The following is a 21,592-nucleotide window of genomic DNA, read 5'->3' as shown; positions in this document are numbered from 1 at the left end:
GCTCGAGCACTGCTCGAGTTGATCGGTCGAGCTGTTCTCGAGCGACCCCTGCGACGGTGGTGACAGTGGTATGCCGAGCACAGGAGACGCCGATGACGAAGACCGACACCACCGGTCCGGTGGATTGGGTGCTCTGCCCCGGCTGCCGGACACCCCTGTACCGCAAGCGGTTCGACCGTGAACTCGGGGTCTGCGGCGAATGCGGGCGGCACACGCCGGTAACGGCCGAGCAGCGGTTGCGGCAGCTCGCCGACGACGGGCGCTACGAGCCGCTGCCCGTCATCTCCACCACCGACGATCCGCTCGAGTTCACCGACACCAGGCCCTACGCCGACCGGCTCGCGACCGCACGCGCCCGCACCGGACTGCGCGACGCGGTCGTGTGCGCGACCGTGACGATCGAGGGCATCCCGGCACTCGTGGTCGCGATGGATTTCCGGTTCCTCGGCGGCAGCCTGGGCACCGCGGTCGGCGAGCAGATCACCGTCGCGGCGGAAACCGCTCTCGCCGAACGCCTTCCGCTCATCATCGTCACCGCGTCCGGCGGCGCCCGCATGCAGGAGGGGCCACTGGCCCTGATGCAGATGGCGAAAACCGGTGCGGCACTGGAACAACTGGACCGCGCGGGCATTCTCACCGTGAGCGTGATCACCGATCCGACCTACGGGGGCGTCGCCGCCTCCTTCGCGACGCTGACCGATGTGCTCATCGCCGAACCGGGTGCGCGGCTCGGCTTCGCCGGGCGCCGCGTGATCGAGCAGACGATCCATCAGGAGCTGCCCGCGGGCTTCCAGACCGCGGAATTCCTGCTCGACCGCGGCCTCATCGACATGATCGTGCCGCGCTCGGGCCTGCGGTCGACGCTGGCCGGGTTGCTGCGCGTCGCGAGCCCGGCCGACCCGACGGGCCACCCGCCCGTCGATGCCGAAATCATCACCGACCCGCACGCGCTGCCGGAGATGGAGGCGTGGACGCGAGTGCGGGCGGCGCGACGCACCGGCCGCCCGGCGGCGCTGGACTACTGCGCACTCACCTTCGACGGGTTCCGGGAACTGCGCGGCGATCGCGCCTCCGGCGACTGCCCCGCCGTCGTCGGGGGAACCGCGTGGCTCGGCGACCGGCCCGTCATGGTGATCGGGCAGCAGAAGGGCCATACGCCCCGCGACCTCATGGCCCGCAACTTCGGCATGCCGACGCCCGCCGGATACCGCAAGGCCGCCCGGCTGATGCGCCTGGCGGAGAAGCTCGGCCTGCCGATCATCACCCTCATCGACACACCCGGCGCCTATCCCGGCGCGACCGCGGAGGAGCAGGGCCAGGCCGTCGCGATCGCCGAGAACATCCGGCTCATGTCCGCGCTGCGCGTGCCAGTGATCGGCGTGGTGATCGGCGAGGGCGGCAGCGGCGGGGCGCTGGCGCTCGGGGTCGCCAACCGGGTGCTGATGTTCGCCGACGCCACCTACTCGGTGATCAGCCCGGAGGGCTGCGCCGCGATCGTGTGGAACGATCCGGCGGCCGCCCCGAAAGCCGCTGCGGCACTGCGCCTTACCGCGCGCGACCTGCTGCGCCTCGGCATCGCCGACGGTGTCCTGCCCGAACCCGGCGATATCGGCGACACCCCACCGGCCGCCGCGGACGCGCTGCGGCGCGCGCTACTGGCGACCCTGCACGACCTGCTCGGCCACGGCGGGGCGGACCTGGCGGCGCAGCGCCGCGCCCGCTTCCGCCGCTTCGGCGCACCGGTGGCCGTCTGGTCGGCGGCGTAAACGATTGCGGGGCATCATGTTCGATAAGATCCTCATCGCCAATCGCGGCGAGATCGCCGTCCGGGTGGCGCGCACGTGCCGGGAGCTGGGGGTGCCCACCGTGGCGGTGCACTCCGAGGCGGACCGGGAGTCGCTGGCCGTCCGGCTCGCCGACGAGGCGGTCTGCATCGGGCCCGCGGCATCCAAGCGCAGCTATCTCGATGCCGCCGCGGTGCTCACCGCGGCGCGCATCACCGGCGCCGACGCCATCCACCCCGGGTACGGATTCCTCTCGGAGTCACCGGATTTCGCCGACGCCTGCCGCGCCGCCGGAGTCACGCTGATCGGTCCACCGGCCGACGTCATGGCCGAACTCGGCGACAAACAGTCCGCGCGCACCCTGATGGCCAAGGCCGGGCTGCCGCTGCTGCCCGGCAGCCTCGACGCGCTCGACGCCGACGAGGCCCACGCCCTCGCCGAGGAGATCGGCTTCCCGGTGATCGTGAAGGCCGCCGCGGGCGGTGGCGGCCGCGGCATGCAGATCGTGCGCGACAGCGCGGAATTCCCGCGCGCCTACCGGGAGACCCGCGCCACGGCCCGAATGTTGTTCGGCGACAGCCGCGTCTACGTCGAGAAGTACCTCGAGCGCGCCCGCCACGTCGAGATCCAGGTGCTGTGCGACGGCCACGGCGCCGGGATCCATCTCGGCGAGCGCGACTGTTCGGTGCAGCGGCGGCACCAGAAGCTCGTCGAGGAGTCACCCGCGCCGCGCATGCCGGACGGGCTGGCCGAACGCATGGGCCGCGCCGCGGTGCAGGGCGTGCTGGCGGCGGGTTACGTCGGCGCGGGCACCGTGGAATTCCTGGTCGACCAGGCCGCGAACTACTACTTCATGGAGGTCAACTGCCGCATCCAGGTCGAGCATCCGGTCACGGAGATGGTCACCGGAATCGATCTGGTCGCCGAGCAGATCAGAATCGCCGCGGGCCTGCGCCTGGGCCGCACGCAGGATCAGGTGGTGTCGCGGGGCGCCGCGATCGAGTGCCGGATCAACGCCGAGGACCCGGCGGCGGGGTTCGCGCCGACGCCCGCGCGGATCGGCATGTTCGTCCCGCCGGGCGGGCCGTTCGTCCGCGTCGACACACACGCCCATTCGGGATATTCGATTCCGCCACACTATGATTCGCTACTGGCCAAGGTGATCGTCTGGGCACCGGACCGCGACGGTGCCATCGCGCGGATGCGGCGGGCCCTCGGCGAGTTCGACATCGATGGCGAACGACTGCGGACGACCCGCGAATTCCTCCTGTCCGTTCTGGACCACGCCGATTTCCGGTCCGGGAACCACTCGACCGCGCTGGTCGCGGACCTCTAGGCGGGGCGCGTGCACACCTCGCCGCGCCCCAGTTCGTGCCAGCCGATGAGATAGGCGGCGTGCCGGGCCTCCAGCATCTCGGCCACATCCTCGTCGCAGGCGTTGAGGATATCCCCGTGCAGCCGTTGCAGTTTCAGGCACGGATCCAATCCCAGTTCCCGCTTCAGGATCCGGATGAACTGGTGATACGACTCGAGGGCGCGATGCCGCTGCCCCGACCGGCACAGCGCGAACATGTAGTAGGCCTGCAGCTTCTCGTGCAGCGGCTGCTCGACAGTCAGCCGTGCCAGGTCGGGGCACACCTCCCGATTCCAGCCCAGCCGCAGCTGCGCCTCGATCCGCAGCTCCAGATCGGTCAGGCGCAACTGCTCGAGGTGGGACACCTCCGCCGACAGCGGGATCCCCGCCTCCACATCCAGCAGCGCCGGTCCGGTCCACAGCGACTCGGCCGCCGTGAACAGTTCCACGGCGCGCCGATCGTCGCCCGCCTGTACCGCACACCGCGCCGCACCGGTCATCGATCGGTAGTCACGCAGGTCGAGCACGCAATCCTGGGCGTCGAACATATATCCCTTGCTCCAGGTGCGCAGAAACTTCTCCGCGACCTCGCCCTGCTCGACTCGCAGATGTTCCGCCAATTTCTTTCTGATGCCTAAAATATAGGTCTGCACCACGGTGGTCGCGCTGCGTGGTGGATCGTCGTTCCACAACTCCTCGACGAGCGTGGAAACCGGCACCACCGTCGAATGACGAATCAACAATAATGCGAGTAGTTGCCGCTGCTTCCGTGCCGTCGGAGTAGCATTGCGATTGTTCAGGGCGAGTGTCAGAGGGCCTAGGACTCGAGCATAAACTGGATGTGACACGAAGCGCTCCCTATGGGGCAGCCGGCCAACCGGCGCGAGTAGCAGGTTCCCACGTCACTGTAGGCGCTCCAAGCGTAGCTAAAATCCCGTATCCAGTCTGTGAATGTTCCGTGATCTCACCGTTAACTCGTGCCGCTGTGCATTTTCTCGCCCGCCGCTCGAAAGTATTGACATTCGGGGGTTCTCAGGAGACCTTGCGGCGATAGATGCCCGTGGCGAACACGTACGCGACGACGAGGATGCCGACGCACCAGCCCAGCGCGACCCAGATGTCGTTGCCGACCGGCTGCTCGGCGAACAGATCGCGGATCGTGTTCACGATGGAGGTCACCGGCTGATGTTCGGCGAAGGCGCGCACCGGGCCCGGCATGGTGCCGGTGGGCACGAAGGCCGAGCTGATGAACGGCAGGAAGATGAGCGGATAGGAGAATCCGCCCGCACCGTCCACCGATTTCGCGGTGAGGCCCGGGATGACCGCGAGCCACGTCAGCGCCAGGGTGAACAGCAGCAGGATGGCCGCGACCGCCGACCACGCCCCCACTCCCGCACCGGAACGAAAACCCATGAGCAGGGCCACGATCAAGACCAGCACCAGCGAGATCACGTTGGCGACAAGCGATGTCAGCACGTGCGCCCACAGGATGGACGACCGGGTGATCGGCATCGACCGGAAGCGCTCGACGATGCCGTTCTGCATATCCAGGAAGAGACGGTACGCGGTGTAGGAGATGCCCGAGGCGATCGTGATCAGCAGAATGCCCGGCAGCAGGTAGGTCACATACGAATCCGACCCGGTGTCGATGGCGCCGCCGAAGACGTAGACGAACAGCAGCATCATCGCGATCGGCGTGATCGCGGTGGTGATGATGGTGTCCGGGCTGCGCGCGATATGACGCAGCGATCGGCCCAGCAGATAGCCGGTGTCACCGGCGAAATGCGTTGTCACCGTTGCTCCTTCCGGTCGGCGTCGTCCCCGACGAGGGCGAGGAAGACGTCCTCGAGGGTCGGCTGTTTCTCGACGTACTCGACCTCGGCGGGCGGCAGCAGTTGCTTGAGCTCGGCGAGGGTGCCGTTCACGATGATCCGGCCCTGGTGCAGAATCGCGATCCGGTCGGCGAGTTGTTCGGCCTCGTCCAGGTACTGCGTCGTGAGCAGCACCGTCGTGCCGCCCTCGGCGAGCGCCTGCACGGTCTGCCACACCTCGATCCGCGCCTGCGGATCGAGCCCGGTCGTCGGCTCGTCGAGGAAGATGACCGGCGGATTCCCGATCAGGCTCATCGCGATGTCCAGGCGGCGGCGCATGCCACCGGAGTACGTCGACACCCGCCGCGTGGCCGCATCGGTCAGCGAGAAGCGTTCCAGCAGCTCGTCGGCGACCCGGTGCGGGTCCGGCAGGCGTCGCAGGTGCGCGACGAGCACGAGATTCTCACGCCCGCTGAGGATTTCGTCGACGGCGGCGAATTGCCCGGTGAGACTGAAGGATTCGCGCGCTTCCGCCGGGTGGGTGGCCACATCGAAGCCGTTCACGGTCGCCGTCCCCGCATCGGAGCGCAGCAGCGTGGACAGGATCTTGACGACCGTGGTCTTGCCCGCCCCGTTCGAGCCGAGCAGGGAGAAGATGCTGCCCCGGGCGACCTCGAAGTCCACGCCGCGCAACACCTTCAGGTCCCCGTAGGACTTCTCCAGGTCCCGCACCCGGATCGCGGCCTGCCGGGTGGTCGTCGCGGCGCTCATCGCCGTATCCCTCCTTCTTCGTGGAGCTGTTCGAGGCGCTCGGACAGGAAGTTCCAGTTCTTCCAGAACTCGTCGAGGTACTCGCGCCCCTGCGCGGTGAGCGAATACACCTTGCGCGGCGGCCCCTTCTCCGACGGGACCTTCTCCACGTCGACCAGGCCCCGCTTCTCGACCCGGACGAGCAGGGCGTAGATCGTGCCCTCCACGATCTCGTCGAAGCCCTGTTCCCGCAGCCGTGCCGTGATCTCGTAGCCGTACGCGGGCCGCAGGGACAGGATCGCGAGGACGATGCCCTCGAGCGTGCCCTTGAGCATCTCCGTTATCTGCTTGCCCACGAGCCGCCCCCCTTGCCGGTGTCCTCGGTGACAGCTTTCTGATAGACCTCGGAATAGGTGGGCGAATCCTTGATCAGGTCGTCGCAGAACGCGGCGACATCATCGCCGATGAGTTCGACGACACCCTTGCCGGAGGCGATCCCCTCCTCGAAGAAATCGACGATTCCCGAGAGCAGGGTCCCGTCGGTGAGTTCCACCGGCCCGACCTTGAAATAGTACTTCTGGATCTCCTCGTAGACGATCCGATAATCGGGCGGCAGCGCCTTGACCCGCGCCTGGTGTGCCCGCCACTGCTTCTTGCCTTCGATAATGTCGCGAATACCCACGTCAACCTCCCAGCCTGCCCAGTTTCCGTGCCACGTTCCTGTTCAACTGCTCGCGCCACTTGTCGCGAAAGTTCTTTGCCCCTTTTTCACCGGCAACGGCCGCACAGAAGCCGCCGATATCGTCGCCCAGGGCCTCCTGCACACTCTGACCATCCGCCGCGGTTTCCTCGAGCAGTCCCAGGACCCCGTCGAGAATCGGCATCAGGTTGCGACCCGTGAATCCCGAGTAGGGCGAGAGATGAGCCTGAATCTGCACCCACGCCGCCCGATACTCCTGCGGAAGTGCCGCGGCACGAGCCTCGAAAGCCTTGTATTCCCGGGTCATGTCGCTGCCGGTGATCGTCTCCCAGAAATTCATATCCCGCTTCCTCGACCTCGCCGATACGAATGACACACGCTATTAAGCGTCACTGACTACCAGTAGACTGTATCACAGAGTAGATGTCAACCCGGGGCTTGACCTTCTCACCGTGACAACCCGTTCACTGGCTGTCGGAGGTGGTTCCGATGGATTCGGCACAGGGCAATACACAGGACACGCGGCGGCTGCTCGAGGCGCTGGTCGCCGCCGACTCGTCGACGCGGCTGCAGGCGGCCCTGACGGCCGGGACGCGTCCCGACCCCGGGTTCGTCGAGGCGCTGGTGGACCGGTGCGCGGTCGAGCCGGACTTCTTCGTGCGCGACATGCTCACCTGGGCGCTGACCCGGCTCCCGGCGGCGATCACGGTGCCGCGGCTGCGCGCGGAACTGCGGTCCGGACATGCGCAGGCCCGCAGCCAGGCATTGCACACGCTGTCCAAGATCGGCGACGGCGCCGCGTGGCCCTCGATCACGCGGTCGCTGCTGCGCGATCCCGACGACGAGGTCGCGCGCAGCGCGTGGCGCGCGGCGGTCGTGCTCGTGCCCGGCTCCGACCGGGCGGCGCTGGCCGCGGAGCTGGCCACTCAGCTCGGCCGCGGCGACCGGGAGGTACAACTGAGTCTGAGTCGTGCCCTGGTCGCGCTCGGCGAGGTGGTCGAGCCGGTGCTGCGCGCGGCGCTGACCGGTCGCGATCCGGCGGTGCGGGCGCATGCCGAGGCCACGGAGCGGCTCCTGCACGATCCGGACGCCGGATTCGACCTCGCCGTCGACGCGGCGCGACGGGTGGCCGCGCTCGGCCCGGACCGGAAGGAGACAACCGCGTGTTGATCGGTGAGGTGGCGCGCCGGTCGGGGGTGAGTGCCCGCATGCTCAGGCACTACGACGCCCTCGGCCTGGTGCGCCCGACCGGCCGCACCGTCGGCGGCTACCGGGAGTACTCCCCCGCCGACATCCGGCGGATCTTCCACGTCGAGGGCCTGCGCACCCTGGGGCTGTCGCTGCACCAGATCGGGCGCGCCCTCGACGATCCCGGATTCGCACCGTCCGCGCTCGTCGACGACCTCATCCGGCAGACCGAGCAGCGGCTGCGGCGGGACCGGGAGCTCCTCGAGCGGCTGCGCACCGTCGATGCCACCGCACCCGCGGACTGGCAGGACGTCCTGCGCGTCGTCGAACTCCTGCACGGACTCGGCTCGCGGGATGCCGCGCGGCGGCAGCAGGCCGCCCTGACCCCGGCCGAGGACATGCCCGCCGACCTGCTGGCCGAGGCCGTCCTCACCGAATCCGATCCGAATGTCGCCGGAGCGCTGCGCTGGGCCCTGGCCCGCGCCGAGGGCGACGCCGTGGCGAGCCTGGCACCGGGGATGGGCTCCGACGACGTCGACGTCCGGCGGCGCGCGACCCTGGCGCTGGCCGAACTCCCCGGCGACGACGCCACCGCGCTGCTCACCGCCGCGCTCGACGACGCCGACACCGCGATCCGCACCCGCGCCGCGCTCGCGCTGGGCGCGCGCGGCGTGACCCGCGCGGTCCCGGCGCTCGTCGCCGCGGTGGTCGACGGCCGCAACGATGTCGAGGCGGCCGAACAGCTGGGAACGCTTGCGCGGGAACAGGAATGGGCCGACCGCATCATGACCGCCCTCACCGGCGAACTCGCCGCCCCCACGGCCGATGCGCCGACGCGGATCCGCCTGACCCAGGCGCTCGCCGAGATGCCGGAACCCGTGGCGCTACCCGCCCTCCGGCACCTGTCCCACGACGGCGACCGGTCCGTCGCACTGCTCGCCGCCACCCTGGTGACAAGGCTTTCCCCCCGGTGACAGCGCGCTGAAACCCCTTACGGCACACCGGCTCCGGGACGGTATTCGGGCAAGGTCAGCGCCGTGTAGGCCGGGCGTCCGGCGCCGGGCAGGGTGGTGAGGGCGCGAAGCTTGCCGTTGCGCCGCGCCAAAGCCTCGGCGGTGGTGGGGAACAACGCCGCATCGCCCGCGCCGACCAGGGCCTGGTTCAGTTCCACGAAGCCGCGCAGGTCGCGTTCGTAGGCGGCGAAGGCCGCGGCGTGGTCGCGGTGGGTCGCCAGCGATCCGGCGAGCACATAGGCGCCGACGAGGGCGAGGCTCGTGCCCTGCCCGGTCAGGAAGGACGGGGCGTGGGCGGCATCGCCGAGCAGTGCCACCCGGCCGCGCGACCAGCGCGGCATGCGGATCTGGCTCACCGTGTCGAAGAACGGATCGTTCGCCTCGCGCAGGGCGGCGACCAGGGCCGGGATCTGCCATCCGTCGCCCGCGAAGGTCGTGGCGACCAGGTCACGTGCCGCCTGTGGGTCGCGCAGGACCTCGGCCGGTGGTTCGGGACGGGCGAAGGCGAGCATGGCGTGCAATTCGCGACTGTCGCGGACCGCGTAGAGCGCCGCGGCCCGGCCGGGCGTGTTCCAGACGAGCGCTTCCCGGGAGAGCCCGAGGCGGTCGGGCATGGCGAACAGGGCGAAGCAGTACCCGAGGTATCGGTGGCACCGCCGCTCGGGACCGAAGACGAGTTCCCTTGTCCGCGAATGCATCCCGTCGGCACCCAGGACCAGGTCGAAACCGCGCCGGACGCCGCTGCGGAATCCGACGTCGACACCGTCCCCGTGGTCGGTGAGCGTCTCGATGGAGTCGCCGAACACGAATTCCACGTCGTCACGGACGGTCTCGTACAGCGCACCCGTCAGATCCCCGCGCGACAGCTCGATATCGCGTCCCTCGATCCCGCCCGCGAGCACCTGCGGATTCACCACCGCCGCCGTCCCGCCGCCGGGCTCGAGGAAACTCACCCGGCGCGTCTGGATATGCGCTCGCCGCAGCCGCGGCAGGATGCCCATCCGGTGAGCCACCTCCACCGCGGTGCCGCGCACGTCGATCGGATACCCGCCGCCCCGCACGCCGGCGGATTTCTCCACCACCGTCACCTCGAATCCGTACCGGTGCAACCAGAACGCCACGGCGGGGCCCGCGATGCTCGCGCCGGACACCAGCACCGCGCCCTTCGAGCCACTGCTCATCTTCCTCAACTCCTGAATACGTTGCGAGACAGAGACATTCACACCGCATCCCGTTCGAGGCCGGGCGCGGTCGAGTTGCCGAGGCGGGTTGCGCGCACGAGGACGACGACCAGGACCGCGGCGACCGCGAATGCGGCGGAAGCGATTGCGATGTAGCCGAAGACGCCCGCGAGCGAATTCGCCGTCTCGCCGTCGACGACCACGGTGGTCGACGCGAGCACGGCCGCGCCCACGAAGTTCAGCACCACCGATCCGATCGACACCATCACCATGACCAGGCTCGACACGATGCCCTGTCGTGCGGGGGACGCCAGGCTGCCCGCCATGGTGAACCCGGCCGTGCCGAGCGCCCCCACCGTGACACCCAGCAGGAACGCGCACAGCAGCGCGACGAACAACCGGGACGCACCGGCGAACATTCCGAGGGTCACCACCGTTCCGAGCGCCACCGCCCCGGCCAGCGCCGCGGCGGGCCCGATGCGCGCGGCGATCCATCCCGACCCCGGCCCGCCGAGCATGACGCCCAGCCCCGGCGCCGCGAGCAACAGCGCCACCGACCCCTGTCCGGCCAATCCGTAGCCGAGATGCCGATCGGCCGAGACGTCACCGAGCAGCGGGATGAGCTGCAGCATGCTCTGATACGAACCCGCACACAGGAATACGATGAGCAGCGTGAGCATCAAGGGCCCACCGAGATCGCGAATGTCGATCAGGGGTTCGGGCTTTCGACTCGACACCAGCCACCAGCGGGCCGACGCCGCGACGCCACCGACGAACAGCGCCAGCGGGCCCAGGCCCGCCCAGCCGAGATCCGGGCCCAGGCTGATGTAGCCGAGTACCCCGGCGAGACCGCCGCCGAGCAGCAGGGCGCCGCCGATATCGATCGTGCCCGGCGTCTTGATCAGCGATTCGGGCAGGACGGCGTGCACGAGGATCGCCATCGCGGCCGCGACGACAACCGCTGTGCCGAACAGGATCTGGAAGCCGAACTCGGTGGCCAGCCGCTCGAGCAGGAAGCGGGACGCGATATTGAGGACCGCGGAACCGGAGGTCACGATGCCCACGGCGACCATCGCGATGCGGGGCGCGCACACGGCGCGAACGATGGCGACGGCGAGGAACACCGCGGCCAGCGCCGCTCCCTGCAGCAGCCGCCCCGCCACGAACACCCAGATGTTCGGGGCCACCGCGCACAGCAGCGCGCCCGCGCCGCTGACGAGCAATGTCAGCACCAGCACCCGGCGCTTGCCGTAGATGTCGGCGCTCTTTCCGAGCAGCGGCGCCCACATCACCCCCGCCAGCATCGCGGTGGCATTGAGCCACGCTGCCTGGTCGGTGCCGAAATGCTCGAGCATCTCCGGCAGCACCAGCAGCGGTGCGGTGATCGCGGAGTCGACCACGAAGTTCACCAGCACCAGGACGGCCACCAGGCCCAGGAGCGGCCCGTTCCACCGCGTGTGCGGTCCGGCGTGTGCGGTCCGGCTCCGTGGCATCGAGACTCCCTTAAGATACTGTCGAGTTTCTTACGGCCAGAGTAGGGTAGACCGATAAGAAACGTCAACGGTTCTAAGGAGTGCGATGGGACGACGCCGCGGCGAAGCGCTCGAGGCGGCGATCCTCGACGCGGCCTGGGAGGAGCTCATCGAGCGCGGGTACGCGAACCTGACCGTGGACTCGGTCGCCCAGCGCGCCGGAACCAGCAAACCGGTGCTGTATCGGCGCTGGGCGGACAAGCAGCGGCTGGTCGAGGCGGCGGTCGTGCACCGCAATATCATTCGGCCGGTCACCCCCGCCGATACCGGATCCCTGCGCGGCGACCTGATCGCCACCCTCACCGAGTTGAACGAGAAGCGCGGGCCGTTCCTCGCGCAACTCAGCGTGCTGCTGGCCGGATATTTCGCCGAGACGGAGACCGGATTCGCCGAGCTGCGCGAGACCATCCTCGCCGGACGCCGGTCCGGGCGCGACGAGATCATGCGCCGCGCCATCGAGCGCGGCGAACTCGATCCGGCCAGGCTCACGCCGCGAATCGCCGCACTCCCCTTCGACCTGCTCCGCGGCGAGGCGCTGATGACGCTGCGGCCGGTCGCGCCCGAGGTGATCGAGGAGATCGTCGATACGATCTTCCTGCCGCTCGTCCGGCGATAATTCCCGCAGTCGCACCGAAATAGTACGCGCTGCGGAAAGTAATGCCCATTCTCTCGTCAATTGATCAGTCGTCCGAACAATTGGCGACGCACAAGCACCCGGTCAGGCGACTATATTCGTTCGGAACGGATTTCATTCCGGTCAATTCAACGGCCCAGCGTGTCGTTTTGTCATCGAATTTACCCACCCGCTACTGTCCGGACAATCGAATTCCCACCGAGCGATATCAGGGCGGCCGGGAATTTCAATAGAGTTGTTTCACATTCCGAAGGGGCGAGCCGTATGGCCAGGAGACGAACTGCCGGAATTACTGCTCCGATGCTGGCCGCCGGTGCCGCGGCACTCGCGCTGTCGGCCCCCGCCGCGGGCCACGGCATCGAATCGCCGGAGCAATCGGCCGGGCCGCAGGAACGGTGGCGGCAGACGAGTGGGTCGGAGGGCCCGGCGCCCGCATCGCCGCCACCGCCCCCGGGACCTGCGGCGCCCGCGCCCGTCTACCCGCCTCCGCCGCCCGCCGGTCCCGAACTCGGCCCCGGCGGCATGTATCCGGGAGCGACGACCCCGGCGCCCGCGCCGATCCCGAATTCGGTGCCGCCGGCCGCTCCCGCGGTGCCGTTCCAGGGCAAGGGGGACGGACCCGACACCGGGCGCACCGGAGGCTAGTCACGGCCCGGCGACCGGGGACAGGCAGCTGTCGGGCGGGTCGACGAAGACGCAGAGCGCAGGGGCGCGGGTGGGACGGTAGTCGGCGGGGACGCCGCCCGCGCCGACGATCTGCGTATAGGTGCCGACACCGTCGGTGGGGCGGCGCGTCAGGGACGGATCCGTGCGCACATCGACGGTGTAGAGCCCGAATCGCGGTGTGTAGCTGCCCCATTCGTAATTGTCGGTGAGGCTCCAATAGTTGTAGCCCATGACGTTCATGCCGTCGGCGCGGGCGCGCTGGATCCAGTAGACGGTGTCGCGCAGATGATCGCTGCGGGTGTAGCCGTCGGCGCGGGGCGCGCCGTTCTCGGTGGGCATGCCGTTCTCGACGATGTAGAGCGGCTTCCCCGGCAGGCGACGCGAATAGTGTTGCAGCGCATAGTAGATGCCCTCGGTGCGCAGCGGCATCTCCCAGATGCGCGGTCCGGGCAGTTCCGGAATCGCCGAGCCGCTGCTGCGCACGATGTTTCCCAGCATCGACTGCACCGGGTCGTAACCGAAGTAGTAGTCGACACCGACGTAGTCGAGGCGGTCCGCGACGCGATCGATGAACGCGCCGTTGACCTGCTGCTCGGAACCGGCCACGTAGCCGACGTTGGCGGTCACCTGGGCGCCGGGCTGCTTCTGGTGGATGTAGTCGTAGATCCCGTTGTGCGCCTGCACGATCTTGTCCTGCATCTCGGACCAGTCGGCGGCTCCCCGCCGCATCTCGTGCTGGATGTAGGCGGCCGGTTCGTTCACGGTGACCCACAGGGGATTTCGGGCGGCATAGTGATCGACGACCACGCGCATGACCCCCAGCCAGTCGCCGACCATGCCCGGATTGCGCCACCCGCCCCGGTCGACCGCCCAGCCCGGGTACACCCAGTGGTCCAGGGTGATCATCGGCCGCATGCCCGCCCGCACGATCTTGTCGACGACCGCATCGTAGAAGCGAAACGCGTTGTCGTCCCACGTTCCCGCCGCGGGCGACAGCCGGGCCCATTCGATGCCGACGCGGAATACCCGCACGCCCATCGCCGCCGCCAGATCGATATCCGATTCGTAGCGCTCGGCGAAGTCGACGGAGTCCTGCAACCGGTCGTAGGACGGGTTCGCGGCGATGTAGCGAGTCCAATTGCTGTCCGGCGCACGGCCTTCGGACTGGAAGCCGGAACTCGCCACGCCCCACAGGAAATCCGAGCCCAGCCCGGGGAGGGCGGCCGCCCGCACCGGCGGGACGGCCGCGGAGTGTGTGCAGATCAACAGGGTCGACGCGACAGCAGCGAGCACAGCTACCACGCACCGCCGGAACCGGGATCGCATCGACTCAGGGTAACGGCCGACCCGCCCCCGACGCTGGCGTTCGGCCCAGACGGAATGATCTCCTCGCCGCGCGCGCCCTCAGGGTTTGTAGCCGACCGCCGCGTAATTGCAGGGGCGGGCCGGGTCGTCGAGGTCGACCGCGTGGTCGGGGCGCCAGTCGGGCGTGTAGACGATACCGGGCTCGACGAGCTCGAAACCCTCGTAGAACGCGGTGAATTCGGCCCGGGTACGGGTGACGGCCGGATCGGAGGTTTCCTGATACAGCTCCGTCAGCGCGACGATCCGCTCCCGCACCTCCGCGCCCGCGTCCTCCAGCGAGCCGTGGCTCATCGCCACGTAGCTGCCACTGGGCAGCCGGTCACGCAGGCGGGCCATCAGCTCGTAGGGGCCGTCGCTGTCGGAGACGAACGGCCAGACGCTGACGATCAACAGCCCGAGCGGCCGGTCGAAGTCGATCAACCGGCGGGTGTCCGGGTGGTCGAGGATCAGGTCGGGGAATCGCAGATCCGCCTCGATGACGGCGGTGTGGTCCAGCGCGTCCTGCCGGTGCAGCAGCTCGTGTGCGCGGTTGACCGCCTCCAGGTCGTTGTCCACGTAGACGATTCGCGATTCGGGCGCGGCCGCGCGCGCGACCTCGTGCGTGTTGCCCACCGTGGGCAGGCCCGACCCGATATCGAGGAACTGCCGAATCCCCTGCCGCACCATGAATTTCACGGCCCGCTGCAGGAAGTCCCGGTTGTGATGGGCCCAGGTGTCGGCATACGGGAAGACCTCGAAGATGCGCTCACCGAAGATCTTGTCGACCGCGAAGACGGCCTCGCCGGACAGGTAGTAGTGATACATCCGGGCACCCGATGGCCGCGTGGCGTCGATCTCGCGTGGCTGGAAGTCGTTGGCGCTCATCGTCTCCCCCGCATGTGCAGTTGTGATGATCACCCCGGCGATCATCACGGTCAGAGTAGCACGGGGCGCGTGCCGGGCGCCGATGGAATCCTGCCGATTAAAACAGTGTCCCGGCCTGCCGAAATGTAGTTCTGTCCCCGCATGACCGATTCCGCAGCACCGGCCGACCCGGCCCAGGACTGGACGTTCGAGACCAAGCAGATCCATGTCGGCCAGGTGCCCGACGACACCACCAACGCGCGGGCCCTGCCCATCTACCAGACCACCTCCTACACCTTCCGCGACACCGAGCACGCCGCCGCCCTGTTCGGGCTGGCCGAACCGGGCTTCATCTACACCCGCATCGTCAATCCCACGCAGGACGCCGTCGAGCAGCGGATCGCGGCGCTCGAGGGCGGCGTGGCCGCGCTGCTGCTGGCGTCCGGGCAGGCCGCGGAGACGTTCGCGATCCTCAATCTCGCCGGTGCCGGTGACCACATCGTGTCCAGCCCGCGGCTCTACGGCGGCACCTACAATCTGTTCCACTACACGCTGCCCAAGCTCGGCATCGAGGTCGCCTTCGTCGACGATCCGGACGATCTCGAGCAGTGGCGCGCGGCGATTCGCCCGAATACCAAGGCGCTGTACGGGGAAACGGTCTCCAACCCGCAGAACCACATTCTCGACATTCCCGGCGTCGCCGGTGTCGCGCACGCCGCCGGGGTCCCGCTGATCGTCGACAACACCGTGCCCACGCCGTATCTGATCCAGCCGCTGCGCCACGGCGCCGACATCGTGGTGCATTCGGCCACCAAGTACCTCGGCGGGCACGGCGCCGCGATCGCGGGGGTGATCGTCGACGGCGGCACCTTCGACTGGACCGGTACCGACGCCGACGGCAACTCCCGATTCCCCGGCTTCACCACGCCCGACCCCAGCTATCACGGCGTGGTATTCGCCGATCTCGGCGCCCCGGCCTACGCGCTCAAGGCACGGGTGCAGCTGCTGCGCGACCTGGGCTCGGCGATCTCGCCGTTCAACGCCTTCCTGATCAGCCAGGGGCTGGAAACGCTGAGCCTGCGCGTCGAGCGGCACGTGCGCAACGCGCAGGCGGTGGCCGAATTCCTCACCGAGCGGCCCGAGGTCACCTCGGTGTCCTATGCCGGACTGCCGTCCTCGCCATGGTACGAACGCGGAAAGAAGCTGGCGCCCGAGGGAACCGGCGCCATCATCGGATTCGAGCTGTCCGACGGCGTGGACGCGGGCAAGCGGTTCGTGGAGGCACTCACCCTGCACAGCCACGTCGCCAATATCGGTGACGTGCGCTCGCTGGTCATCCATCCCGCCTCCACCACGCACTCCCAGCTCACCCCCGAGGAGCAGCTCGCCTCCGGGGTCACGCCCGGCCTGGTCCGCCTCGCGGTGGGTATCGAGGGCATCGACGATATCCTCGCCGACCTGCGCGCCGGATTCGCGGCCGTGGCGTCCTAGCGCCCATACGAACTGTGCCGCAGCTACTTTCGCGCCATCTCGAATTGTGAAATGTCGCAGGAATTCGCGGTTCGGTCGTCCCGGGCCACGGGCAGCCGATTCAATGGCGCCATCCCCACATCGCAAGGAGGACTGGTGCGCACCGCTTTCCGTGACCCGGGAATTCCCGACGGCGAGAAGTCCGTCTACGCCGTCGGTATCGCGGATCGGCCGCAGCGGCACGAGCTGACCAGTGTGGTGGCGCGCGAGACCGGCGGCTACCGCTCGACCACCGAGGCGTACGTGGGCGCGGAGAATCTCGCGCTGACGATCGAACAGCGATTCCAGCGCACCGGCGAATGGCTGCGCGCGCAGGATTATCTCGCCGAAACACGATCGGGCGATACCGTCGTATCCCGGGAGGAGGCCCATTTCGTCGACACCACACATCTGCGGCTCGGCGGTGACATCGAGCCGTTCCCGCCGAATGTCATGCCGCTGCTCGGCGGCATGACATTGCTGCGCGGGCTGGATTTCACCGAGGGGGCCACCGAATCGCTCGAGCTGTGGCTGGCCTTCTCGCTGCATTGGCCACTGACCGCCAGGGTGGACAAGCAACTGGTGGTGGAGGTGCCGGCCGGGAGCTTCACCTGCTGGCAGGTGCTGCTGCGGCCGGGCTTCGCGCACGTGAACAGCCTGCTGGACAAGATGATCGGCGGCCTGTTACCGCCGTCGGTGGCGCATTTCGAGGCGGCGCCGCCGCATCGGCTGGTGCGGTTCGGATTTCCGACCCAGCCGATGCCGTCGGCTCCCCGCGGGCTGATCGAGCTGGTCAGCTAGCGGCCGCCGCGAAGACCGCGTGCACGGCGGTGACATAGCGCTCCACCGAGTCGTGCGCGACCGGGGTATCGGGGTAGATGACGCTCAGCCAGGTCCCCGCGGGCAGCCGGTTGATCCAGATGAGCACCTCCTCGGAGGCCGCGCGGTTGGCATAGACCCCGGCGGTCACCTCGTCGAAGAACTCGTGCCCGGTGAAGTCGCGGGCGTCGACGTAGGAGATCATCGGCGTCGACCAGCCGGGCCGGGCGTTGATCTCCGAATCGCTCGGCAGCAGCTCCACGACGCGGTGGAACGATGTGGGCCCCAGCCGGAGTCCGTTCTCGTAGGCGCGCTGCGCGACGGTCAGCATGCGGGTGAGCGGCGTCGTGGGACCGATCGGGAACGCCACGGGCACCAGCGTCACGTACCAGCCGACCGAGGCGCGTTCGGCCGCCGAGGTGCGGGTGCTGATCGGCGTCATGCCGAAGTAGTAGTCGCTGCCGGTGAGTTCGCGCTCGGCCAGGGCGGCCGCGGCGAAGGCGCCGCCCACGAACTCGGCGTCGTGCGCGCGGCAGATCTCCTCGAAGCGCAGCGCCCCGGCCTCGTCCAGCAGCTGGATGGTGCGGTGGGCGCTGCGGTTGTATCCGTCGGTGCGCTTCCCGAGATCCAAGGGGAACGACGGTAATTCGTTGTCGTTGCCGCGGATCAGCTCCAGCCACTTCCGCACGCCGGGCGAGGCGAGGGTCAGCTGCGCGGTGTACGCACGCTCCATCACGCAGTAGTCGAGATAGCTGGCGGCCGGGGCCAATTCGCCGGTATCACCCCAGACCTCGTTGGCGTAGAGCTGGGCGAGGTCGAAGCACGACAGGTACTGGCCGAGCCCGTCGGTGTGCAGATGGTCGACGGCCAGATAGACCGTGGTCGACTCGCCGTGCTCGATCACGCCGAAGGTGAAGCAGTCCCATTGGAACGGGCCGGGAGTTGTCTTCTGGACGTGTTCGCGGATCGCCTCGGCGTCGTCGATGCGGCCGTAGTCGACCGGCACGAAATCGACGACGTCGGCCTCGACCAGATGCCGCCGCACGGCACCCCCGGCATCGATGGAGAACCAGGTCCGGAAGGTGTCGTGCCGCAACAGGAAGGCGTTGATCACCCGGGTCATCGCGTCGCGATCCAGGTCCGCCGTGGGGATTTCGGCGGTCACCAGGCACAGGCCCGAGAAGCGGAACTCGGCGGCGGAGTGGCGATCGGCCAGGCGCAGGTACTGCTCCTGCTGGTGGGACGGCGGCGAGTGGTGGACGGGGGCCTGCCTCGCCAGCTCCACCGATTCCGGCGAGGCGACCCAGGTGACCAGCCGGCCCGGGGCGGGCTCCCATTCGTCGATCAGGCCGAAATTGACCACGGCGATACCTCGATTCGTCGATGCTGAGATGCTGTCCCGGCGTGCGACCGGCGGGCGATGATCTACGGTCGTGCCGCTGCCATCTCGGCAACCGCGTTGTCCGGCGATGATCCGTTCGTCGCCGCACCCCCGGATCCGTTGGTGGCGGCGCCGTTGGTCTCCGCCGCCGCGCCCGGCTCCGGAAGTGGTTGGGGCTTATCGGGTTCGTGGGCGAGGATGAGCTCGGCCACCTTGGGTCCGGCCTGTTCGAGGCTGAACGAGCGGCCCATCTGCAGCGACATCAGGTCGATGCCGAGGGTCTTGGTGACGCGGGCGCCGAGTTCCACGGCCATCAGCGAATCCAGGCCGAGCTCGGGCACGGGGACCGTCATATCGATCGACTCCACCGGCACACCCATCACCACGGCGAGTTCCTCGGCCATCTTGCGCGCGACATAGGGCCCGCGCTTGGTGTCCTCCATCGCGGCCAATTCGGCGCGCAGCCTGGCCAATTCGGAGGTGTCCTTGGCGGATGCCTGCGCCAGCGCGACGGTGCGGCCGGTGCGGGTCAGCTGCGGGAAGGTGCCGGTGAGCTTGGCCCAGTCGGTCGGGATGATGGCCGCGCGGCTGGCCCCCAGCCGCAGCGTCTGCTCCATGTAGGCGGTGGCGTCGGCCATATCGATCGGGCCGAAGCCCACCAGATCCAGGTATTTGACGGCGGTTTCGTCGGCCGCCATGCCGCCCGTCGCCCCGGACAGGTGGCCCCAGCCGATGCACAGCGCGCGCTCACCGGCGCGGGACCACTGTTCGGCCAGCGACTCCACCGCGACATTCGCGGCGCAGTAGCTGAATTGGCCGTAGATGCCGTACATGGAACCGCCGGAGGAGTAGAGCACGAACATGTCGAGGGCGATCCCGGCGGCGGCGATCGCGTCGTGCACCACCCGGGCGCCGTGCACCTTCGGCCGATACACCTTGTCGAGTTGCTCGAACTCCAGCTTGGAGATCCGGTTGTCCGCGACGGCCCCGGCCGCGTGGAACACCCCGCGCAGCGGATGCTCGGCGCTGTGGGCCCGCGCCACCACCCCGGCCACCGCGTCGGCGTCGGTCACGTCGACGAGTTCCTCGACCACCTCGACGCCGACCGTGCGCCACGCCTCGAGCTGCCGCCGCGCCTCCTCGGTGGCCGGTCCGCTGCGACCCAGCAGCACCAGCCGCCGTGCGCCGCGCAGCACCAGCCAGCGGCCCGTGGCCAGCCCGAAGCCGCCGAACCCACCGGTGATGAGATAGCTTGCGTCCCCGTGTATCTCGACGTCCGGCAGATACGGCCGGACGGGCGGCTCCGGCGAGTCCATGCGCAGCGCGATCCGGGTGAGCCGGGTCGAGCGGATGGTCTCCTCGAACGCCTTGCCGACATCCTGGGTGTCGAACATCTGGTACGGCAGCGGCGTGTACGTGCCCGCCGAGACCTTCTCGTACACCCGCTCGAGCAGGCGCGCCAGCCGCTGCGGGCGCACCGCGACCAGGCGGTCCAGATCCATCGAGAAGTACGACAGGTTCTTGTCGAAGTTGGCCAGTTCCAGCAGGCCGCCGGTGTAGATGTCGGCCTTGCCGACCTCCACGATGCGCCCGAATTCCGCGGCGGCATTGAAGTTCTGGCGCAGGATCTCGCCCGGCGCGCTGCTGAGCACCACGTCCGCGCCCCGGCCGTCGGTCAGCTCCAGCACATCGTCGACGAAGTTGAGCGAGCGGGAGTTCACCGCGTGATCGGCGCCCAGCGACAGGACGTGGGCGCGCCGCTCGTCGGTGCTCGCGGTGCCGATGATGCGCGCGCCGAGCGCCTTGGCGACCTGGATGGCGGCCGTGCCGACGCCGCCCGCGGCACCGTGGATCAGCACCGTCTCGCCCGGTTCCAGCCGGGCCAGGTCCAGCAGCGCGTACTCGGCGGTGCCGAAGGCGATGGTGCTGGTGCAGTATCCGGGATCGGCGTCGGGCGGCAGCGCGACCACCAGCTGCCGGTCGACCATGGCGTAGCGCCGCATCATGCCCTTGGACGCCACCGCGACCAGATCGCCGGGCGTGAGATCGTCGACCCCCTCCCCGACCCGCACGACCGTTCCGGCGCCCTCCATCCCGGGGACGGTGCCGAAGTACGTCGGCGCCAGTTCGCGTTCGCCGAGCAGGCCGATCACCTTCAGCGGATCCTTGTAGTTCAGCCCGATGACCTGCATGCGGACCTCGACCTCGCCGGGTCCCGGTGCGGGGCGCGGACATTCGCGCCAGGCCAGCGCGGACAACAGCCGGGTGCGGGGCAGCTCGAGCTCGAAGTTGACCTCCGGATCGGTGAGCGGCGCGGGCGTGTCCAGGGCCTCGAGGCGTTCCTCCATGGGCTTGGTGACCACGGGGGCCCAGCGCTTGCCGTCCCGCAGCAGGACCTCGTCGAGGTTGTCGAGCGAAAACGCGCCCGGCACGGCCAGTTCCGTGACGATCTCCGCCACGGGGGTGCCGGGGTCCACGTCGATCAACCGCCACCGCAGGGGCGTCTGCTCGTTGAGCAGCACCCGGCGTGCCCCGGCCAGCGCCGCCTGGTGCGGGTTCGGCGCAATCGTCGTGTCGGGCAGGGCGAATGCCCGCTCGGTCACCAGGGTGACGTGGACGGAACCGTCGCCGAAGACGGCCTGCGGGGTGTCGCCCTCCCCCTCCGGATTGGCGAAATCGGCCACCGCGACGGCGATCCGCTTCAGCGTCCACAGATCCGCGAGATCGTCGTCGTGCGCGGCACCCGCGACGACACACACGTGCAGCCGCTGCCGCTGCTCCGCCTTGGCGGCTTCCAGATTCGCGAGCAGGTCGGATTCCAGGTCCGCACCGGGTGAATCCGCCACGTACAGACGGGATCCCGGGATCGCGGCCGCGAGTTCCCCGGCGCGGCCGCCGGATCCGAGCGCGACGACCACCGTGGCGGGCGGTCCGGCCGCGGCCAAGGCGGCGCGGTGGCGCCGTTGGCGGTGCGACAAAGTAGAGGGGTTTTATAAAAAAGACAAACGAATCAGCGGATAGTAACCCGGGTTCAGCGCGCCCGACAGCAAGCCGGGGAAGCG

At 69.0% G+C, this 21,592-nt stretch carries 20 protein-coding genes; 8 read left to right on the top strand and 12 right to left on the bottom strand.

Features of this window, described 5'->3' with window-relative positions:
- The first annotated feature begins 92 nt into the window (after positions 1 to 92).
- Both accD and accC read left to right on the top strand, forming a co-directional pair.
- Positions 93 to 1,766, top strand: a complete 1,674-nt coding sequence (accD, locus tag QH290_RS03935) for an acetyl-CoA carboxylase, carboxyltransferase subunit beta (RefSeq protein ID WP_280381988.1) — start codon at positions 93 to 95, stop codon at positions 1,764 to 1,766.
- Positions 1,767 to 1,782: 16 nt separating this feature from the next.
- Positions 1,783 to 3,120, top strand: coding sequence for an acetyl-CoA carboxylase biotin carboxylase subunit (accC, locus tag QH290_RS03930; RefSeq protein ID WP_280381987.1), 1,338 nt, complete (start codon positions 1,783 to 1,785; stop codon positions 3,118 to 3,120).
- Here the strand turns inward: accC and QH290_RS03925 are convergent.
- From QH290_RS03925 to QH290_RS03900, 6 genes are all read right to left on the bottom strand, one after another.
- Positions 3,117 to 3,986 carry an AfsR/SARP family transcriptional regulator gene (locus QH290_RS03925; RefSeq protein WP_280266623.1) on the bottom strand — a complete coding sequence of 290 codons (870 nt, stop codon included), beginning with the start codon at positions 3,984 to 3,986 and terminating at the stop codon, positions 3,117 to 3,119. The two genes, accC and QH290_RS03925, sit on opposite strands and share 4 nt — an antisense overlap.
- A gap of 184 nt (positions 3,987 to 4,170) precedes the next feature.
- Positions 4,171 to 4,932: an ABC transporter permease gene (locus QH290_RS03920; protein ID WP_280266622.1), complete on the bottom strand. Its 762-nt coding sequence runs from the start codon at positions 4,930 to 4,932 to the stop codon at positions 4,171 to 4,173.
- Entirely contained in the window at positions 4,929 to 5,720 is a 792-nt protein-coding gene (locus QH290_RS03915) for an ABC transporter ATP-binding protein (protein ID WP_280381986.1), read from the bottom strand. Before QH290_RS03915 ends, QH290_RS03920 begins: the two co-directional genes overlap by 4 nt.
- Positions 5,717 to 6,055 (bottom strand): PadR family transcriptional regulator, encoded by a 339-nt coding sequence (locus QH290_RS03910; RefSeq protein ID WP_280266620.1) that lies wholly within the window; start codon positions 6,053 to 6,055, stop codon positions 5,717 to 5,719. The genes QH290_RS03915 and QH290_RS03910 overlap by 4 nt, the downstream gene beginning before the upstream one ends.
- Entirely contained in the window at positions 6,040 to 6,381 is a 342-nt protein-coding gene (locus QH290_RS03905; RefSeq protein ID WP_280266619.1) for a DUF1048 domain-containing protein, read from the bottom strand. The genes QH290_RS03910 and QH290_RS03905 overlap by 16 nt, the downstream gene beginning before the upstream one ends.
- Before the next feature lies 1 nt (position 6,382).
- Positions 6,383 to 6,739: a DUF1048 domain-containing protein gene (locus QH290_RS03900; RefSeq protein ID WP_280266618.1), complete on the bottom strand. Its 357-nt coding sequence runs from the start codon at positions 6,737 to 6,739 to the stop codon at positions 6,383 to 6,385.
- A 149-nt stretch (positions 6,740 to 6,888) separates the two neighbouring features.
- Between QH290_RS03900 and QH290_RS03895 the strand changes: the two genes are divergently transcribed.
- Both QH290_RS03895 and QH290_RS03890 read left to right on the top strand, forming a co-directional pair.
- On the top strand, positions 6,889 to 7,569 hold the full coding sequence (locus QH290_RS03895) for a HEAT repeat domain-containing protein (protein ID WP_280266617.1): 681 nt from the start codon (positions 6,889 to 6,891) through the stop codon (positions 7,567 to 7,569).
- Complete coding sequence (locus tag QH290_RS03890; RefSeq protein ID WP_280381985.1) at positions 7,563 to 8,561, top strand: MerR family DNA-binding transcriptional regulator; 999 nt, start codon at positions 7,563 to 7,565, stop codon at positions 8,559 to 8,561. The genes QH290_RS03895 and QH290_RS03890 overlap by 7 nt, the downstream gene beginning before the upstream one ends.
- Positions 8,562 to 8,578: 17 nt before the next feature.
- Here QH290_RS03890 and QH290_RS03885 read toward each other — a convergent pair whose 3' ends face one another.
- Both QH290_RS03885 and QH290_RS03880 read right to left on the bottom strand, forming a co-directional pair.
- Entirely contained in the window at positions 8,579 to 9,781 is a 1,203-nt protein-coding gene (locus QH290_RS03885) for an FAD-dependent monooxygenase (RefSeq protein ID WP_280381984.1), read from the bottom strand.
- Between the two features lie 38 nt (positions 9,782 to 9,819).
- The gene (locus tag QH290_RS03880; protein WP_280381983.1) at positions 9,820 to 11,274 is read right to left on the bottom strand and encodes an MFS transporter; all 1,455 of its coding nucleotides are present in this window, start codon (positions 11,272 to 11,274) and stop codon (positions 9,820 to 9,822) included.
- An 85-nt stretch (positions 11,275 to 11,359) separates the two neighbouring features.
- Here QH290_RS03880 and QH290_RS03875 point away from each other — a divergent pair, with 85 nt between their 5' ends.
- Together QH290_RS03875 and QH290_RS03870 are read left to right on the top strand one after the other, a co-directional pair.
- Positions 11,360 to 11,929: a TetR/AcrR family transcriptional regulator gene (locus QH290_RS03875; RefSeq protein ID WP_280381982.1), complete on the top strand. Its 570-nt coding sequence runs from the start codon at positions 11,360 to 11,362 to the stop codon at positions 11,927 to 11,929.
- A gap of 282 nt (positions 11,930 to 12,211) precedes the next feature.
- On the top strand, positions 12,212 to 12,592 hold the full coding sequence (locus QH290_RS03870) for a hypothetical protein (RefSeq protein WP_280381981.1): 381 nt from the start codon (positions 12,212 to 12,214) through the stop codon (positions 12,590 to 12,592).
- Here the strand turns inward: QH290_RS03870 and QH290_RS03865 are convergent, their stop codons facing one another.
- Together QH290_RS03865 and QH290_RS03860 are read right to left on the bottom strand one after the other, a co-directional pair.
- A complete protein-coding gene (locus QH290_RS03865) occupies positions 12,593 to 13,939 on the bottom strand; it encodes a family 1 glycosylhydrolase (protein ID WP_280381980.1) in 1,347 nt (448 codons plus the stop codon).
- Between the two features lie 78 nt (positions 13,940 to 14,017).
- The gene (locus tag QH290_RS03860) at positions 14,018 to 14,875 is read right to left on the bottom strand and encodes an SAM-dependent methyltransferase (protein ID WP_280381979.1); all 858 of its coding nucleotides are present in this window, start codon (positions 14,873 to 14,875) and stop codon (positions 14,018 to 14,020) included.
- Positions 14,876 to 14,983: 108 nt separating this feature from the next.
- On the opposite strand from QH290_RS03860, the gene QH290_RS03855 reads away from it, so the two are divergent.
- A complete protein-coding gene (locus tag QH290_RS03855) occupies positions 14,984 to 16,312 on the top strand; it encodes a bifunctional o-acetylhomoserine/o-acetylserine sulfhydrylase (RefSeq protein ID WP_280266609.1) in 1,329 nt (442 codons plus the stop codon).
- A 135-nt stretch (positions 16,313 to 16,447) separates the two neighbouring features.
- Positions 16,448 to 17,131, top strand: coding sequence for a hypothetical protein (locus tag QH290_RS03850; protein WP_280381978.1), 684 nt, complete (start codon positions 16,448 to 16,450; stop codon positions 17,129 to 17,131).
- Here QH290_RS03850 and QH290_RS03845 read toward each other — a convergent pair.
- Positions 17,124 to 18,512, bottom strand: a complete 1,389-nt coding sequence (locus QH290_RS03845) for a condensation domain-containing protein (protein ID WP_280381977.1) — start codon at positions 18,510 to 18,512, stop codon at positions 17,124 to 17,126. The two genes, QH290_RS03850 and QH290_RS03845, sit on opposite strands and share 8 nt — an antisense overlap.
- 62 nt (positions 18,513 to 18,574) lie before the next feature.
- Positions 18,575 to 21,475: an SDR family NAD(P)-dependent oxidoreductase gene (locus QH290_RS03840; protein ID WP_280381976.1), complete on the bottom strand. Its 2,901-nt coding sequence runs from the start codon at positions 21,473 to 21,475 to the stop codon at positions 18,575 to 18,577.
- Between the last annotated feature and the right edge of the window lie 117 nt (positions 21,476 to 21,592).

This window comes from Nocardia wallacei (assembly GCF_029869545.1).
Lineage (GTDB): Bacteria > Actinomycetota > Actinomycetes > Mycobacteriales > Mycobacteriaceae > Nocardia > Nocardia wallacei_A.
Note: the sequence above shows the minus strand (reverse complement) of the source record. Positions and strands in the feature narration are given on the sequence as shown.

Coding starts and splice junctions, on each gene's coding strand:
- QH290_RS03895 (WP_280266617.1), top strand. CDS start 6,889: ATGGATTCGGCACAGGGCAATACACAGGACACGCGGCGGCTGCTCGAG.
- QH290_RS03855 (WP_280266609.1), top strand. CDS start 14,984: ATGACCGATTCCGCAGCACCGGCCGACCCGGCCCAGGACTGGACGTTC.
- QH290_RS03885 (WP_280381984.1), bottom strand. CDS start 9,781: ATGAGCAGTGGCTCGAAGGGCGCGGTGCTGGTGTCCGGCGCGAGCATC.
- QH290_RS03900 (WP_280266618.1), bottom strand. CDS start 6,739: ATGAATTTCTGGGAGACGATCACCGGCAGCGACATGACCCGGGAATAC.
- QH290_RS03875 (WP_280381982.1), top strand. CDS start 11,360: ATGGGACGACGCCGCGGCGAAGCGCTCGAGGCGGCGATCCTCGACGCG.
- QH290_RS03865 (WP_280381980.1), bottom strand. CDS start 13,939: ATGCGATCCCGGTTCCGGCGGTGCGTGGTAGCTGTGCTCGCTGCTGTC.
- accD (WP_280381988.1), top strand. CDS start 93: ATGACGAAGACCGACACCACCGGTCCGGTGGATTGGGTGCTCTGCCCC.
- QH290_RS03915 (WP_280381986.1), bottom strand. CDS start 5,720: ATGAGCGCCGCGACGACCACCCGGCAGGCCGCGATCCGGGTGCGGGAC.
- accC (WP_280381987.1), top strand. CDS start 1,783: ATGTTCGATAAGATCCTCATCGCCAATCGCGGCGAGATCGCCGTCCGG.
- QH290_RS03870 (WP_280381981.1), top strand. CDS start 12,212: ATGGCCAGGAGACGAACTGCCGGAATTACTGCTCCGATGCTGGCCGCC.
- QH290_RS03880 (WP_280381983.1), bottom strand. CDS start 11,274: ATGCCACGGAGCCGGACCGCACACGCCGGACCGCACACGCGGTGGAAC.